The sequence below is a fragment of the Paraburkholderia sp. UCT2 genome (genome assembly GCF_014397665.1).
Taxonomy (GTDB): Bacteria; Pseudomonadota; Gammaproteobacteria; order Burkholderiales; family Burkholderiaceae; genus Paraburkholderia; species Paraburkholderia tuberum.
In genome coordinates this window covers 23,675-39,037 of the sequence record NZ_VZQO01000042.1, presented here as the reverse complement: position 1 = coordinate 39,037, position 15,363 = coordinate 23,675, and the positions used below count along the sequence as shown (strand labels likewise).

General features: G+C 60.0%; 7 protein-coding genes and 3 pseudogenes. 4 read left to right on the top strand and 6 right to left on the bottom strand.

Annotation, left to right across the window (positions count from 1 at the left end; all coding sequences use genetic code 11):
- Nucleotides 1–108: 108 nt before the first annotated feature.
- The gene (locus F6X39_RS27590) at nucleotides 109–1,401 is read left to right on the top strand and encodes an aspartate carbamoyltransferase (protein ID WP_184049474.1); all 1,293 of its coding nucleotides are present in this window, start codon (nucleotides 109–111) and stop codon (nucleotides 1,399–1,401) included.
- Nucleotides 1,402–1,420: 19 nt separating this feature from the next.
- On the opposite strand, the gene F6X39_RS27585 is transcribed toward F6X39_RS27590, so the two are convergent.
- Nucleotides 1,421–2,275, bottom strand: coding sequence for an alpha/beta hydrolase (locus tag F6X39_RS27585; protein ID WP_187618910.1), 855 nt, complete (start codon nucleotides 2,273–2,275; stop codon nucleotides 1,421–1,423).
- A gap of 146 nt (nucleotides 2,276–2,421) precedes the next feature.
- A pseudogene (locus F6X39_RS27580) lies at nucleotides 2,422–3,233 on the bottom strand (NAD(P)H-dependent oxidoreductase).
- A 590-nt stretch (nucleotides 3,234–3,823) separates the two neighbouring features.
- On the opposite strand from F6X39_RS27580, the pseudogene F6X39_RS27575 reads away from it, so the two are divergent.
- Nucleotides 3,824–4,851, top strand: a pseudogene (locus tag F6X39_RS27575) (IS701 family transposase); the annotation flags it as partial.
- A 470-nt stretch (nucleotides 4,852–5,321) separates the two neighbouring features.
- Here the strand turns inward: F6X39_RS27575 and F6X39_RS27570 are convergent.
- Nucleotides 5,322–6,566, bottom strand: coding sequence for an HlyD family type I secretion periplasmic adaptor subunit (locus F6X39_RS27570; protein WP_187618909.1), 1,245 nt, complete (start codon nucleotides 6,564–6,566; stop codon nucleotides 5,322–5,324).
- On the bottom strand, nucleotides 6,563–8,938 hold the full coding sequence (locus F6X39_RS27565) for a type I secretion system permease/ATPase (protein ID WP_187618908.1): 2,376 nt from the start codon (nucleotides 8,936–8,938) through the stop codon (nucleotides 6,563–6,565). Before F6X39_RS27565 ends, F6X39_RS27570 begins: the two co-directional genes overlap by 4 nt.
- A 374-nt stretch (nucleotides 8,939–9,312) precedes the next feature.
- Between F6X39_RS27565 and F6X39_RS27560 the strand changes: the two genes are divergently transcribed.
- The gene (locus F6X39_RS27560; RefSeq protein WP_187618907.1) at nucleotides 9,313–10,023 is read left to right on the top strand and encodes a response regulator transcription factor; all 711 of its coding nucleotides are present in this window, start codon (nucleotides 9,313–9,315) and stop codon (nucleotides 10,021–10,023) included.
- A 126-nt stretch (nucleotides 10,024–10,149) separates the two neighbouring features.
- Here the strand turns inward: F6X39_RS27560 and F6X39_RS27555 are convergent, their stop codons facing one another.
- Nucleotides 10,150–10,833 carry a response regulator transcription factor gene (locus F6X39_RS27555; protein ID WP_187618906.1) on the bottom strand — a complete coding sequence of 228 codons (684 nt, stop codon included), beginning with the start codon at nucleotides 10,831–10,833 and terminating at the stop codon, nucleotides 10,150–10,152.
- Nucleotides 10,834–11,078: 245 nt separating this feature from the next.
- On the opposite strand from F6X39_RS27555, the pseudogene F6X39_RS37055 reads away from it, so the two are divergent.
- Nucleotides 11,079–11,370, top strand: a pseudogene (locus tag F6X39_RS37055) (IS6 family transposase); the annotation flags it as partial.
- 144 nt (nucleotides 11,371–11,514) lie between these two features.
- Here the strand turns inward: F6X39_RS37055 and F6X39_RS27545 are convergent.
- Nucleotides 11,515–14,910, bottom strand: a complete 3,396-nt coding sequence (locus tag F6X39_RS27545) for a hybrid sensor histidine kinase/response regulator (RefSeq protein WP_187618904.1) — start codon at nucleotides 14,908–14,910, stop codon at nucleotides 11,515–11,517.
- Nucleotides 14,911–15,363 lie beyond the last annotated feature (453 nt).

Sequence of the window (15,363 nt, the reverse complement as noted above, 5' to 3'; positions counted from 1 at the left end):
AGGAAAACGCTTGACTTCTACGCGCCGGAAACTAATATACGCACCGCGTACATCAACGCGTTTTGCTGCCTTACTCCCGCCGACCCCACTTTTGCGACAGGTGCCCTCATGAGCGTTCCGCAACAAGCCTTCCTACGCGATGCGATGCGTCGCCTGAACATGACGCGCGATACGTTCGCTAACCGCATCGGCGTGTCGCGCCGGGCGCTGGATACGTGGCTGCTGCCGGACGACTCGCAGGAATCGCGGGCGATGCCGGAAATCGTCGAGCGTTTCGTGTCGGAGATCGTCGCGAACACGGAGCCGGGCGAAGGATATACGCAAAGCGTAGACTCGCAATCGCTCGCAAGCCAGATTCTGTTCGAGGGCAAGCCGCAGCTGCTGTCGGTCGATCAGTTTTCGCGCGACTCGGTCGAGGCGCTCTTTCGCGTCGCCGACATCATGCAGCCGATCGCCCGGCGCCGCAAAATCTCGCGCGTGCTCGAAGGCGCGGTGCTCGGCAATCTGTTCTTCGAGGCGAGCACGCGTACCCGTGTGAGCTTCGGCGCGGCGTTCTGCCGGCTCGGTGGCTCGGTGTGCGACACGACCGGCTTCACGTTTTCGTCGATGGCGAAGGGAGAATCGATCTACGACACGAGCCGGGTGATGAGCGGCTATGTCGACGCGCTGGTGATCCGCCACCCGGAGCAAGGCTCGGTGGCCGAATTCGCGCGCGCGACCAACGTGCCGGTGATCAACGGCGGCGACGGTCCCGGCGAGCATCCGAGCCAGGCGCTGCTCGATCTCTACACGATCCAGCGCGAGTTCTCGCGGCTCGGCAAGATCGTCGACGGCGCGCACATCGCGCTGGTCGGCGACCTCAAGTACGGACGTACCGTGCATTCGCTCGTGAAGCTGCTGGCGCTCTATCGCGGCATCAAGTTCACGCTGATTTCGCCGCCGATGCTCGAATTGCCGGGCTATATCATCGAGCAGATTTCGCGCAACGCTCACGTGATCGAACAGACGCACGACCTGCGCACTGGCTTGCGCGGCGCCGACGTCGTATACGCGACGCGCATCCAGAAGGAGCGCTTCACCGACGAATCGTTCGAAGGCTACACGCCCGACTTCCAGATCAACCAGGCGCTCGTCGATAGCGTGTGCGGCGCCGACACGCTGATCATGCACCCGCTGCCGCGCGACAGCCGGCCCGGCGCGAACGATTTGAGCACCGACCTCAATCACGATTCGCGGCTCGCGATTTTCCGGCAGACCGACAACGGCATTCCGGTGCGGATGGCGATTTTCGCGGTGCTGCTCGGCGTCGACAAACAGGTCCAGCATTCGATGCGCGATGCCGCGTGGCGCCCGCCGGTCTACCTGGGACCTGACGACGCGGTGTTTCACGGAATCGATTGACGCGGATAGCCATCCGCCGTCAGGCCGCGGCCCGCGCGTCACGCATTTCGCGCGCAGCCTGCCTGAACGTGCCGGCAAAGAACAGCACCTGATATTTGACCGCGTTCGACCAGTACTTCCACGTATGGCCGCCGGGCCGCTCGGCGTAATCGTGCGGCACGCCGAGTTCGACGAGCCGCTCGTGCAGCAGCCGGTTCGACTGCACGAGCGAGTCGTTCACGCCGCAATCGATCGTCAGCGCGATATGGTCGCGGCCGAAATCCTCCGCACTCGCGACGATCGCCTTGCTGTTCCAGAAGTCCGCATATTGCATCGGGTCGCCGAACACCCGCTCGATGCCGGACTCGTCCTCGCTGCCGCGCGGGTCCACCGCACCGCTGATGCTGCCCGCCGCGCCGAACGCGTCGGGCCGGTCGAGCGCAATGCGTAGCGCGCCAAAGCCGCCCATGCTCAAGCCCGTGATAGCGCGCGCCTGCTTCGTCGCGATCGTGCGGAAATGGCTGTCGATATAGGCCACCACTTCCGTACCCACGTAGGTTTCGTAGCGGCTGCGCGGATCGACGGGGCTATCGATGTACCAGCTGTCGCGGCCGCCGTCGGGCATCACGAGGATCACGTGATAGCGGTCGGCGAGCTTGCCGATATGCGAATTCGCGGTCCAGTCCGTGTAATCGCCGCCCGAGCCATGTAGCACGTAGACGACCGGAAAGCGCGCGGCCTGGTTGCCACGCGCGTATCGATCGGGCAGCACGACGGTTGCGTCGAACGTACGATGCATCGCCGCGCTCGGAATCGTGACGACGCGCGACTGGAACGCCCACGCCGGCGATGCGATCAGCATCAGAATGAGCCAGAACGTATGGACTGGATTCATGGTGAGTCGCCCCTTGCGGTTGCTTCCGGCTGCTTACGTTCGTCAGGCATCCGAAGAAGAGCGCCCCGGCATGCCTCGGCCTATGTCCGCGAACGACTGTAGCAATGGCGACTTACAACCAAATTTCAGCGAAACATACGATCCAGTCAGGCTTCGGTCGCTTCATCGGCTTCAGTTGCCGTCTCTGCGCCCGCATCTTCGACGTGCGCGGCAAACCCCACTCGCCCCGGCGCCAGATCGTCCCGCAATGTGAGCGCCGGAATCTCATACGCGCCGCCGTTCTGCGGCAGGAACGCGATCGGCGCGGCCGTCCACAGCGTGTCGAGCCGTCGCCCGAGCGCCTCGCTGGCCTCGGCATACTTCGCCTCGTCGACGCGGCTCGTGCGATAGACGACGAACGGCGGCAATACCTCGAAGCCGGGGTAATACAGCACACCGTGCTGGATCGGGAACAGCACGTCGTCGATCGGACCGTTGATGCCGCGTGCGCTGTAGTGCGACTCCCAGCCGCCCGTCGTGACGATCAGCATCGCGCGCTTGCCCGCGAAACGGCCCTCGCCATAACGCTCGCCCCAGCGCGCATCGGAATGCTCGCCGACGCCATACGCGAGACCGTACGCATAGACACTCTCCACCCAGCCCTTCATGATCGCCGGCATCGAGAACCACCACAGAGGAAACTGCAGGATCACCGCATCGGCCCACTTCAGCTTGTCCTGCTCACGCGCGATGTCCTCGCTCTGCAGGCCGTTCTCGAACGCATGCTTCGATTCGAGCGACGCGAAGAAGCGCTCGCCGCTGTGACGCTCGCTGGTGTCGTGTGCGTCTAGCGACGCTTTCCAGTTCATCGCGTACAGATCGGACACGCGGCGCGTTCGAGATGGCGGACAGTGAAGTCCTTCATCGAACCGTTCAACGATTTCGGTTCGGGATGCGCATAGATGATGAGAACGTTCATGATGGGACCTTCGTGGCTGAAAACAGTCACGATAGGCATCGCCGAGGTATATTGGAAATGAATTCCCCAATATGTCAGGTATTGCCGTGGTTAATCTCAGAAGACTCGACCTGAACCTGCTGGTCACGCTCGTGTTTGCCCACAAAAAAAGAAAAAAGAAAACAATAAAGATGAAAAAACCGTTGCCGACGCGACTCAATAAAGAACGAAAATGCAAGCAAAACGAAAGATGTAGAGCCTCCGATTTACGGGCACAACCCAGCTAAAGGCGTTATCGGGAGGTGGATGTCAGTGCGGCAACCCGCTCCGAATGCTCGAATTGCGCCTCTCCCGGCATACCCCCCACCGACCGAAGGACCAAATCCGATCCACCGTTGCGGGTCGCGCGCCGACTGATCCGGCCGCCACGTCGGCCAAAGCTGACGCTCGCCCGTTTGACGGCGAAGGCTGCAGGTCGCTTCGCTGCCGTTCGCAGGCAGATGTTGGCGAGCGGACACTTCTCGCGTTCAGCAAATGACAGTCCCAAACCCGCCTTAGTCGCCCGCAATTACGCCGACAGACGTCTCTTCCTTTAACACGCTGCTGAAGAAAACGGCTACTACTGGATCATTGACGACACCGGCTTTCCAAAGAAGGGACGTCATTCGGTCGGAGTGGCACGTCAGTACTGTGGGCAACTCGGAAAGCAGGACAACTGCCAGGTTGCAGTGAGCCTGTCGATCGCGACGCAACGCGGCAGCCTGCCGATTGCCTGGCAGCTGTATGTCCCCAAGGAATGGGTTGACGACCGGGAACGTGCCCGTCGTGCGGGCATTCCCGACGATCTGGCCTTCGAGACCAAGCCTCAGATTGCGCTGGCCCAGCTTCGCGAGGCTATGGCATCCGGCGTTGCACCGGGCATCGTGCTGGCCGATGCTGGGTATGGCGACGAAACCGCTTTCCGGGAAGGCGTAACGGAACTGGATTTGTTGTACGCGGTAGGGATCCGGCCGGGCACCTCTGTGTGGGCACGAGGTACGGCGCCGCTTCCGCCCAAGCCCTGGAGCGGGCGCGGTAAGCCACCGAGATTGTTGCGCCGTGCGCCCGGCCACGAGCCGATCGCCGTGAAGGAACTGGCCATGCAATTACCCGTAAGCGCCTGGCAATCCGTAACCTGGCGCGAAGGCAGCAACGCAGCACTTTCCTCGCGCTTTGCCGCCGTACGGGTTCGTCCCGCATATCGCGACTATTGGCGAAGCACCGTTCGCGACGAAGAGTGGCTGCTTATTGAATGGCCTGATGGCGATCCGGAGCCGCTCAAATACTTTCTTACTACCGCCCCTGACGAAGCGAGACTTGAGAAGCTTGTGTTCGTGACCAAAATGCGCTGGCGCATCGAGCGCGACTATCAGGACCTGAAACAGGAGTTCGGGCCCGGTCATTATGAAGGGCGAGGCTGGCGTGGCTTTCACCACCACGCCACACTGAGTATCGCTGCGTATGGGTTTCTGATGGCTCAGCGACTCCGAATGCAATCAGATGGACGCGATAAAAAAACTTCCTTGAACGCGCGCTGTCTGCCCTTCCCCCGGATTACATCCCCCGGGGCAGTCCAGCGCGCTCAACGCCACGTTCCTGATTCCACTACTACGTTGCGCATCCTGCTTGGGCTAAGGCTCATGCAACGATGGCTCTCTTCCTGTATGGCAATAGAGCGCGCAACTAATTATCTGACACAGTAAGATTAGGGAATCGTCATAGCGCCGTCGCAGTTATGACCGTGGTTGCACCCTTCGCTATGTCATTGATCCGGTCTTGAGGCACCGGCAATACGTTGATCTGCGTAGTCGTAGTCATTGGATTCGCCTCTTGCTGGTTCAACCGGCCGCAATCATGCGTACCGTAGCGCCACGATCAACTACGACGCGCGAATCATTCCAAGCGCCGCAGCGTGTCGTGCCGGGTCAGGCGCGCTCCAGCGCAGCGAGCTTCTTCCGACCACGGCATGCAGACCCGGAAAGACGCGGGCTTCCAACCGGGAATCTTCCGGTTTCCTCCAAGCTCGCCCGTGCATGGCATTACCGGAAGTCACCAGATCCAACGAGATAATCACCGCTCCCTGAACGCTTCACGAGCCTTGAAAATCGGCTTCAGAATGTAGTCAAGAATGGTTTTCTCACCGGTACGGATGTCGACCGTCGCGATCATCCCGGGCAGAATCGGTAAGCTTTTTCCGCCTGCATGCAACTCACTGGAGTCTGTCAGCACAAGCACGCGGTAATACGTCGCATCGGGCCGGCCCGATGCGGCCTTCTGGTCGTCCTTGAGCGTGTCGGGGCTGATGTGCTGAACCGTGCCTTTCAAGCCTCCATAAATTCCGTAGTCGTAAGCCGTAATCTTCACGGTGGACGGTTGATTAGGATGCAGGAATGCGACGTCCGAAGGCTTGATGCGTGCCTCGACGAGCAATTGATCTTCCAGCGGGACAATTTCCATAATGTGCTCGCCCGGCTGGATGACCCCGCCAATCGTATTGAAGCGAATATTCTTCACCGTGCCGTACACCGGTGCAATCACAGTCGTACGCTGTAGAACATCCGCACGACCCACTACGGTTTCGCTGGTTTGCGCCAGTTCGAGTTCCAGCTTCGTGAGTTCCGAGTTTGCGTCGGCCTGAAATCTGTTGCGACGCTCGACGATCTGTGAGCGCAGGTCGTTTGCCTGCCGGCGCATGCGGAGCAGTTCGACTTCAGAAACAAGACCTTTGGCCGCCAGCGGCTCGGCCAGGCCAATTTCCTTGCTCGACAGCGAGTAGCTCTTTTCCAACGCGGCCACGCTATCGTTCAGTGCACGACGTCGCGCGTTGTAAGCAAGCGTCTCCTGCTTCACGACCGTAGGCACGGCTTTCACGTCGTCAGGAAACGTCAGCGGCTGCTCGTACGCCTCGGCACGCAAACGCGCAATCGTCGCCTTCAGTCCTACTGACTTGGACCACGCTTCGCGATAGCTCGTCTCGGCTCGCGTCGGATCGATCTTTGCCAGCACTTGTCCCTTCTTGACAATGTCGCCTTCACGTACGTCCAGTTGTTCGAGAATGCCGCCCTCAAGACTCTGGATGACCTGTTCGCGGCTCTTCGAAATGATGGTCCCCTCGCCGTGCGTTATCTCCTCCACGCGCGCAAAGTACGCCCAGGTCAGACCGCCGGCCAGGACCGTGAGAATGACGTAAAGCATGATCATTGAGCCCGGCGTCGACTGCGTCAGCAGCGATTCCCGGATGTCGCTCATGAAAGCAGCGTCGCCTTTGGCGAGCTTAGCCTTTTTCTTGCCTCGTTTGAAAATATTGAAGTTCATTGCGATTGCTCCTTGTTCGGTGCGCCTGCCTGCGTATTACCCGCTTGCGCAGCGGCTGCCGGTACCGTCTTTTTGGCGCTCATGATCCTGATCTTCGCGGCAACGGCCTGAGGCGCCACGGGCGTATTTGTTGCGGCCGCGACGCCGGGCGAGGTGCCCGGTCGCGCGCGCTTCGGCGTTCCATCCACCGCTGCCGGTTCGCTCTTGCCTGACAGCATCGCGAGGATCTTGTCCTTCGGACCATCGGCCACGACCTTGCCTTCTTCGACTACGACAATCCGGTCAACCAGGGCCAGCAAGGATGGGCGATGGGTCACCACAACGATCGCCTGCCCCGCAGTTGCACGCGCGAGATGTTCAAGGAAGAGCGCCTCGGTTTGGGCGTCCATTGCGCTCGTCGGCTCATCGAGCAACAGGAGCTCCGGCCGGGCAAGGAGGCTGCGGGCCAGTGACACCAGCTGACGCTGGCCACCGGAGATGCCCGCACCACCTTCTCCGATTGGGAGGTTGATACCCCGTGGGTGGCGGCTAGCGACATGATCAAGCCCTGTCAAACGTATCACGCGTAGAAACTCGTCGGCGCTCGCTTCCGGCCGTCCGATCATCACGTTTTCGCGCAGACTGCCGTGAAAAAGACGCGCGTCCTGGCCCACGTACCCCACAGCTTTGCGCCAGTCGGCGAGGTCAATCTGCTCAACGTCCAGACCGTCCGTGAACATCTGCCCTCCGACCGGCGCGTAAAGACGCGCCATCACACGCAGAAGGGTCGATTTACCGCTCCCAATGCGGCCCAGGATAGCAACCCGCTCGCCGGACTGGATGCTCAAATTGACGTCCTTCAGAACCGGCGGATTCGGTTGCATCTCCTGTGTGGGATACGAGAAGCAGACGTCCTTCAGGGTGATTTGCCCCGAGAGCGAAGGCTTCGGCAGATACGTGCGCGATGAATCGCGATCGACAGGCATCGCCATCAAGCTATTCAACGAATGTAGCGCGGCCTTTGCCTGCTGGAAGCGCAAGGCGAGTCCCATCACCTGGCTCAGCGGCGCAGTAATCCGGCCAGCCAGCATCACCGTACCGATCAACGCGCCTTGCGTGAGCTCGCCTGCGTCGATCAGGTAGACGCCGAACACGATCAGCACCACGGTCTGCAACTGCTGCAACAAGGTAATGAAGCTCGTCGCCTTGCTGGAAATCTGACGCGACTTCATCGAAGAAGATGCCGCCATCGCGCTGAAAGACTCCCAGCGCTTTTGCATATGCCCTTCGCCACCCACCGCCTTGAGTGTTTCCAGACCTTCAACCGATTCGATCAGCACGCCCTGCTTGAGCGACGCTTCCTTGAGGTTCTCTTTCATGATCCGCGCGAGCGGCCATTGCACCAACAGACTCACACCGATGATCAACGGGATCATCAGCAACGGCACCCAGCCGAGCGAACCGCCGACCGCGAATACCACGCCTACAAAGACGAGCACGAATGGCAGATCGGAAATTGCAGAGAGCGTGGCAGAGGTTGCGAAGTCGCGCACCGACTCGAACTCGCGCAACTGGTTGGCGAATGACCCTGCCGACGACGGTTTGTGCTCCATGCGGATGGAGAGCGCCTGGCGGAACAAAAGCGTGCCCATGACCAGGTCGGCTTTCTTGCCGGCGACGTCGAGTAAATGGCTACGTACATGGCGCGAGATCGCTTCGAACAGCATCGCAATTCCAACCCCGATCGCGAGCGACCAGAGCGTGACGTAGGCCTGGTTCGGGACCACGCGGTCATACACGTTCATCGTGAAAAAGACGCTGGCAAGGCCGAGCACATTGATCAGCAATGCACCGAGCGCAGCACTCGCGTAGTAGCGTCGATAACGCCATAGCGTGCCCAGCAACCAGTGGCCGGCCGGTTCGACGCTATCCCCTTCGCGCAGCTCGACTTTGGCCGTCGGCTTGACCAGAATGGCGTAGCCCGAATAGATTTCGTCCATTTCCTCTTGGGTGTACTCCACGGGCTCGGGACCAATTTCCGGCACCATCACCTGATATAGAACGCGGCTTTTGGCTTCCTTGTCCGGATTCGCACGCCGACCCAGCAGCACGCAGCCACCCGTGCGGCGATGCAGCAAGATGACCGGCAGCACGTGCTCCGGCAGCAGTTGCAGACGACGCTCCACCAAGCCCGCCGTGAGGCCCGCGTTTGACAGGGAGTCGAGCGCCAGTGACGGCGAAAGCATGCCGCTCTTCGGCAGCCCCGCGGTGAGCGCCTGCGCCGTCTTGCCGCAACCGTAGCGCTCGCAGATCCACATCACGGAACCGAGGAGGCCGTCCTCGTTGGTGAGGGGCGCGGCAGCCTGTACGTCAGGAAAATCGTTTCGAGTCATGATCGTAACCGGTTAGATTGAAGTATGTGGTGCGACACCTGAACCGCAATCCAGACTCAGAAAACAATGAAGCAATGCTCGTCGTTTAAAGGATCGATTCGGCTAATTCGGGTGACCTGATGAACGAAACATAAGATTTCGTACTGGCTCCAATTGTCCGGATATCGGTGACCCCGCGAAATCAGACAGCCGCGACAACATAGTGAGACTGGTACGAATTTTTAGTTCACAGTCTTTCACAAGCACTGATTTCCGCGGCGATTGTCTGACCAGATAGGGCCGCCAGTATCAATGGTGGCCAACCCACTATTCGCCTGTTAATCTTGTCTCGTTGTAATGCAAGGCATTGTGCCCGGAGATAAAGGACGCCCCAAATGGAGAATGCCGCCATCCAGGTCATGTTTGCCGACGATCACCCTGCGATCGTTGCCGGACTGATTTACATGCTTGAAGAACACCGTACCATCAAGACAGTGGGCACCTGCACAAACTCGACCGAGCTGATCGCGGAACTCGGCACGCAGCCATGCGATGTACTGGTGTGCGATTACTCCATGCCGGGCGGCAATTACGGTGACGGCATTACGCTGTTTTCATTTTTGCGGCGCCGATATCCGGCCATGCGCATTGTCGTGCTGACGATGATCGACAACCCAGGTATCATCCGCTCGCTGCTCAAGCTCGGCATTCAGTGCATTCTGAGCAAGGCCGACCCGATGGAACATCTGGTCGCCGCGATTCACGGCGCATATGCAGACGCACGTTATTTCTCTCCAACCATTTCAAAGATTGTCTGGCAACTCAACGTGGATACGCCTGCCTCCGGCAGTCGAGCGCTTACTGCACGCGAATCCGAAGTGGTCCGACTCTTCGTGTCGGGACGGTCGGTCAACGAAATCGCAGCGCAACTCAAGCGCAGTAAGCAAACCATCAGTTCGCAGAAAGCCAGCGCAATGCGCAAGCTAGGCGTGGGAAACGACATCGAGCTGATCAAGTGTTCGATTGACACGGCGCCTACCCTCGTACCGGAAGATGGTGCCCATGATGCGTCCGATCCGACGCAGCCACGCGACGGCAAACCCTGACGACGAGATGAGAGCGGCGACGAGGGCCTTTAAGTGCATACGCGACCGAGGGTAGCATCGCAACAAAAAACACTAAAAGCGCAAAAGCGATGAGTTTGGACGCGTGTGATGCGAAGACTGATCCGGTCAGATCTCCGGCTGCGACCCATCGGTCGCCACACCGAGCCCAGCTTCGTATGCAAAGTGAAACAGGTCGGCGTCCCGTTCAATCCCGAGCTTTCGCATCGCGCGGGTCTTTTGGGCACTGATTGTCTGCTTAGTGCGATGTAGTCGGTCGGCGATTTCATTCACAGACATACCTGACACGAACAGCCGGATGACTTCCGTTTCGCGCGTGCTCAGCGTTTGGGTGCGTTCGTTCCGACCAGGAGAGGAATCCGGAATAGCGTCTTTCAGGCTTCGCGAGGTAGAAAGAAAGTAGGTGGCGCCCGCATAGACAGCGTGAATCGCGGAGATCAAATGGCTCGTGTCATGAGCTTTACTTAACACCGAATGCACGCCACGCTTTGACATTTCACGCGTAATGGCAGGGTTTTCGATAGTCGTGAAGACTACGATCTTGAGCGCCGGGTAGGTTCGTCGCAAGAATGCCAGCAACGTCAAGCCGTCCCCGTACTCTCCACCGGGCATCGCGTAATCGGTAATGAGGACATCGCAAGGGGCGCTGTTCAGCACCTTGATGAGCTCGCCGGAGTCTCCTGCCGTGCCTGTAATTTCCAGCGTAGGTACAGCGGAAAGTTCGTGCTTGATACCGGAAAGGAGTGCCGGATGATCGTCGGCCAGCACGACACGGATTTTCATTTTGCTCATGCAAAGCTCCGCGGAAATGGGATGAACCGGGCCGCGACGGCAAGCTCAATGTACCCGAATCTGACTTATCCGAGAATACCCTCTGGAAAACTGGAAAGCAAAAAAAGTGGGGCAAATTCGACTGACTGGAGAATTTATGGCTTTCCCTCGTATGTGTCGGATTTCCGAGGGCTGGCCACCTGGAACCGAGAGCCGGGCCATTGTCGACGTTGTCAGGTAGCTGAGGTCGTCGCGAAGAGGGCCAGATGAAGAAATCAAAATCGCCGCTTCACGGTCACCGTTTGGCCGCTGGCGTCATCAGCACGCCGTGCGTTGGTATTTTCTCTTTCAGTTGAGCTTGCACGTCATCGAGGAGTTGCTCTTCGAGCGCAGCGTGGTCGTGACGTACGAGACGATCCGAGGCTGGCGCGACAGATTCCGTGCAGGCTTTGATGCCGCTTGAAAGCGGCCCGACGCGAGACAGATAGCACCCGGCATCTCGATGCGATGTTTTTGACGCTGCGCACCCTCCCTTCCCTGCTTGACGAACATGACGCCGGGCCCCGAACAGTCATCAACCCACGCGTAAACGTGGGCGCCGCATGCGAGGCTTATTTGACAAACCGCCTCAACATGCGCTGGCACTGGATCGTCACGTTGATAACCCATCCTGCGGACGTCCTTTCACCAGAATCAGATTTCTCAACCGACCTCAGGACACTCAGATTCTGATACCTCCGCAAGAACTTCACGCAGTGTTTTCGTGTCGGTCAGAACATCGGTGCGCAAACGGGCGTCAAGAGTCTCAATCATTTTCTGCGCCACCTGAACACCATCCTTCGATATCGTCATTTCCAGCCGGGCGCATTGATCTGCCAGGGCGCCATGCCCAAACACCGCTAACGCGCCTCGCAGCGAATGCAACTCAGCCAGCAACCGGGTTGCATCCCCGTCATTGTGTGCCGCACAGATCACCCTCAGCGATGCCTCACACGACTTCCGGAACGTTTCACGCGTCTGTTCCGGGACGGCTCGCCCCCCCAGCATGCCGTCGCGCCTGGGCTCGCTTCCATCCGCTTCTATCACCACGCGTGGCACGCCAGTCACTTCCGACAGAACCGCCGACAACTCATCCAGTTGTAGCGGCTTGGTCACCACGCGTGCCATGCCGGTCGCCTCGCACCACCTTCGCACCTCCAGCGTTGCGCTCGCCGTGGCCGCCACAATCGGCATGTCCGGCCAGTGCACCTGTGCTTCGCGTGCCAGCGCGTAGCCGTCCAGTACCGGCATCGACAGATCCGTCAGCAGCACATCAAAGCGTTCCCGCGATAGCCAGTTAAGTGCGTGCTGCCCATCTTCTGCCGCCCGCGTCTCGCAGCCCAGCATCCTCAACTGCTCCTCGAACAGTTGACGGTTCACCGCGTTGTCCTCCGCGATCAGCACTTTCAACCGGCGCGACGACAGCACCTGCTGCGTCTCATCGCACGCCTGGAGCGCCTCGCCTTGCAAGGTGTACCGCAACGCCGCCACAAGCCCCTTCAGGCTGTAGCTCGAGACCTTGACTACCTGCTCTACCGCTACCGGATATGCCGGACCTTCCGTAATACTGTCGATCACCCACGACGACTCCGCTAACAAACCGCTTTCATCATCCGCGTGCCAGGTGTCACGCTCGCCGCAGAGGATCAGCGCGTCCGCCTCGTTCAACATCGCCGGGTAAAGTTGCGCCGGATGCCGGTATGCCTGCACCTGCAGCCCCCACGCCTCCAGCGCTGCCACTGCATACGTGTGCCAGGCGTCCGCCGCAGCCACGAACAGTATCCGCTCTCCCGCGAAACGCGGCATGTCCGACTCGCCTTCGCTCTCGCCCAGCGGCACCCGCGCCGTAAAGCAACTGCCCTGACCTGGCTCGCTGCGCACGGCGATCGTACCGCCCATCGCATCGATCAGCCGCGCGCACAACGCGAGGCCAAGTCCCGTGCCGCCAAAGCGACGGTTGATCGTTGCATCCGTCTGGCTGAACGCCTGGAACAGAAGCGCCTGCTGTTCCGACGACATCCCGATCCCGCTGTCTTCCACCTCGATCGTCAACATCGCGTCCTGATCGTCCACGCCCGCCTCCACCGACAACCGCAGCGTCACCTCCCCATACGCCGTAAACTTGATGGCATTCGCCAGCAGGTTGTTCATCACCTGGCCAAGCCGAGTCGGATCACCCTGCATCGGCAGCACCGGCGACGTTCCGAACACGCCCGACAGCCTCACGCCCTTTGCGCGCGCCAGCGGTCCGAACATCAACAGCGCCCGAGACGCCACCTCCTGCGCGTCGAATGCGATCCGCTCCAGTCTCATCTCGCCGGCCTCGCTCCTCGAGAAGTCCAGCACATCACTGACGACCTCAAGCAGTCCGTCCGCCGAGGCCCGGATCGTCGTCAGACGGTCGCGCTGCAACGCATCCAGTTGCGAGCGCGACAGCAGTTCCAGATTTCCCATGATTGCATTCAGCGGCGTGCGGATCTCATGGCTCATCGCCGCAAGGAACGCCGATTTCGCCGCGTTGGCGGAGTCGGCCGCCTGCTTCGCGTCACGTAGCTGCCGCTCCAGACGCTTTCCCGCCGTGATGTCCGTGAACGCCGTCACAAGCACGTCCTGTCCCTGGTAGCGCGCCGGCACGACGCTCACCGAGAGGTCCATCGCCCCGCCCTCGCGCGTAGGGAGCGTCAGTTCCTCGTGCAGCATGCCGTTCGCCCCCGTTGCCCCGCCGCGCTCCCGGTGACGTCGAACCAATTCCGCCGACAGCGTCTCGGTCGGCACCACTACCCGCGCCGCAGCGTCAATCATCGTCGGGCTGCGCAATAGCGCCTTTCCGCTCTCCACTGCGATCAGCCCCAGCCCCACTGGCGCCGTTTCGACCAGCATGCGGCTCAGGTGCTCACTCTCGAACACCCGTCGCGATCGCTCAATTGCCGGCCGGAAAACGCGTTGCTTGAGATAGATCAGAAACCCCCATACGACGGCAAGCGTCGCAAGCGTAAGCACAGCACCGATACCGATCTGTTTGCCGATGCCCGCAACAAGGTCGCGCCACGTCAATACATAGACAAGCACCCAGCCCGTATCGCCAAGACGATCCGCAATCGTGAATACACCGTCCCGCCAGGTTTCGCGTTGCATGCTGCCGGTCGCTCCCGCGACACCTAACGCCCGAACGCGATCAATCAATGCAGGGGCCTGCTCATTCCAGGCCGTGCTCGCTACTATTTCTCCTTTCTCTGACACGACCGTATACGTGCCATCGAACCCGCCAACGGTCAGAGGTGCTGTCAAGATCTCCGGGTCGTATTCCGTCACGAGGATCGCAAACGGTGATCCGTCTGAGAACACCGGCGCGGCGATGCGAATCGCCATTTTTCCCGTCAAGGGACTGATAGCAGGCAGCATCCAGGATACGGGCCGACGATTATCGGGTTGCTCGCCCGCATGGATGCCGGCCAGACCATCCAGCCCATCCCCCAGATCCGCAATCAAATGCGCACGGCCGGCAGACGTCCCGGCCATCGCTGCCTGGTGGGGCAAGGGCGCAGACAGAATTCCGGCAATATTGTGCTGCGCACCATAGAAATAGCGGCTCGCCTGCTGGCCCCGCACCAATGAATTTACTGCGCTGACACGACCGAGTTGTGCAGTGAGACCAAGATAGCGACGGCGTTCATCGTGGGTCAGGGATTTACCCGGCATGTCGAACAACAACGGCGGTTGTGCCGTGGACGTGGGCAATGGCACGAATGCGTACCCCTGACTGCGAAATCGCGTGATTAGCTCAAGATCGACCTGATCCGCGTCCTGCCACGCCAGCTCCGCGCTGACTAGCGCGGAGCGGAACAATGCTTCGCTCGAGTTGACTTCGCTCATGACGAGGTTGCGATCGACGAGGAAGTTCTGCCGCTCGGCTGCAACCTGCCCGCGTACCGCCGACAACGCCGCGAGCGTGAAAGCGAAAAGCATCATGATCGTGGTCACCAATCCCCCACCGAACACCAGCAGCTTCTTGTAGCGCTGCAACTGGTTCAAGGCATCATTCTGTGGAGCGGAGGACATGGCGGCACCGGGTTCGTTCTGGAGACTGTCGATGCACCTTTGACAATCACACTGACGTAGCGCACCGGACCAAAACGATTATCGCGGCGCGAGAGCGGATCCGATCAGCCGCCCCCACAAATCAGACCCATGCGATGCGAAAGCAAATAATAATCAGACCCGTCAACGTGCCGGCGTGCGCACTGAGTGTGAGTCAAGGCTTCGCGAGTAGGTTCGGACGAGTCAGTACTCGCGAACATTTTTGCCAACAGTGGTTCTTCACCCCTGCCTCACTCATCTCTGTGCAGACTGTATTGAGCGCAATGAAGATCCCGCATCGCGCTCGCTGACGATCATCCCGCGGTGCTTTTTCGGCATTAAGCAATTACTGGCTGTAGTCCTCCCACGACGTTTTAGGCACGGCGAAGGACTCAGGCGAACCAGGCAAGTCGCTAGACGCTTCCTCTTGCGACA

Bases quoted from the DNA above. Each gene is read 5' to 3' on its own strand.
- F6X39_RS27590 (WP_184049474.1), top strand. From the start codon at position 109: ATGAGCGTTCCGCAACAAGCCTTCCTACGCGATGCGATGCGTCGCCTG.
- F6X39_RS27585 (WP_187618910.1), bottom strand. From the start codon at position 2,275: ATGAATCCAGTCCATACGTTCTGGCTCATTCTGATGCTGATCGCATCG.
- F6X39_RS27570 (WP_187618909.1), bottom strand. From the start codon at position 6,566: ATGAACTTCAATATTTTCAAACGAGGCAAGAAAAAGGCTAAGCTCGCC.
- F6X39_RS27565 (WP_187618908.1), bottom strand. From the start codon at position 8,938: ATGACTCGAAACGATTTTCCTGACGTACAGGCTGCCGCGCCCCTCACC.
- F6X39_RS27560 (WP_187618907.1), top strand. From the start codon at position 9,313: ATGGAGAATGCCGCCATCCAGGTCATGTTTGCCGACGATCACCCTGCG.
- F6X39_RS27555 (WP_187618906.1), bottom strand. From the start codon at position 10,833: ATGAGCAAAATGAAAATCCGTGTCGTGCTGGCCGACGATCATCCGGCA.
- F6X39_RS27545 (WP_187618904.1), bottom strand. From the start codon at position 14,910: ATGTCCTCCGCTCCACAGAATGATGCCTTGAACCAGTTGCAGCGCTAC.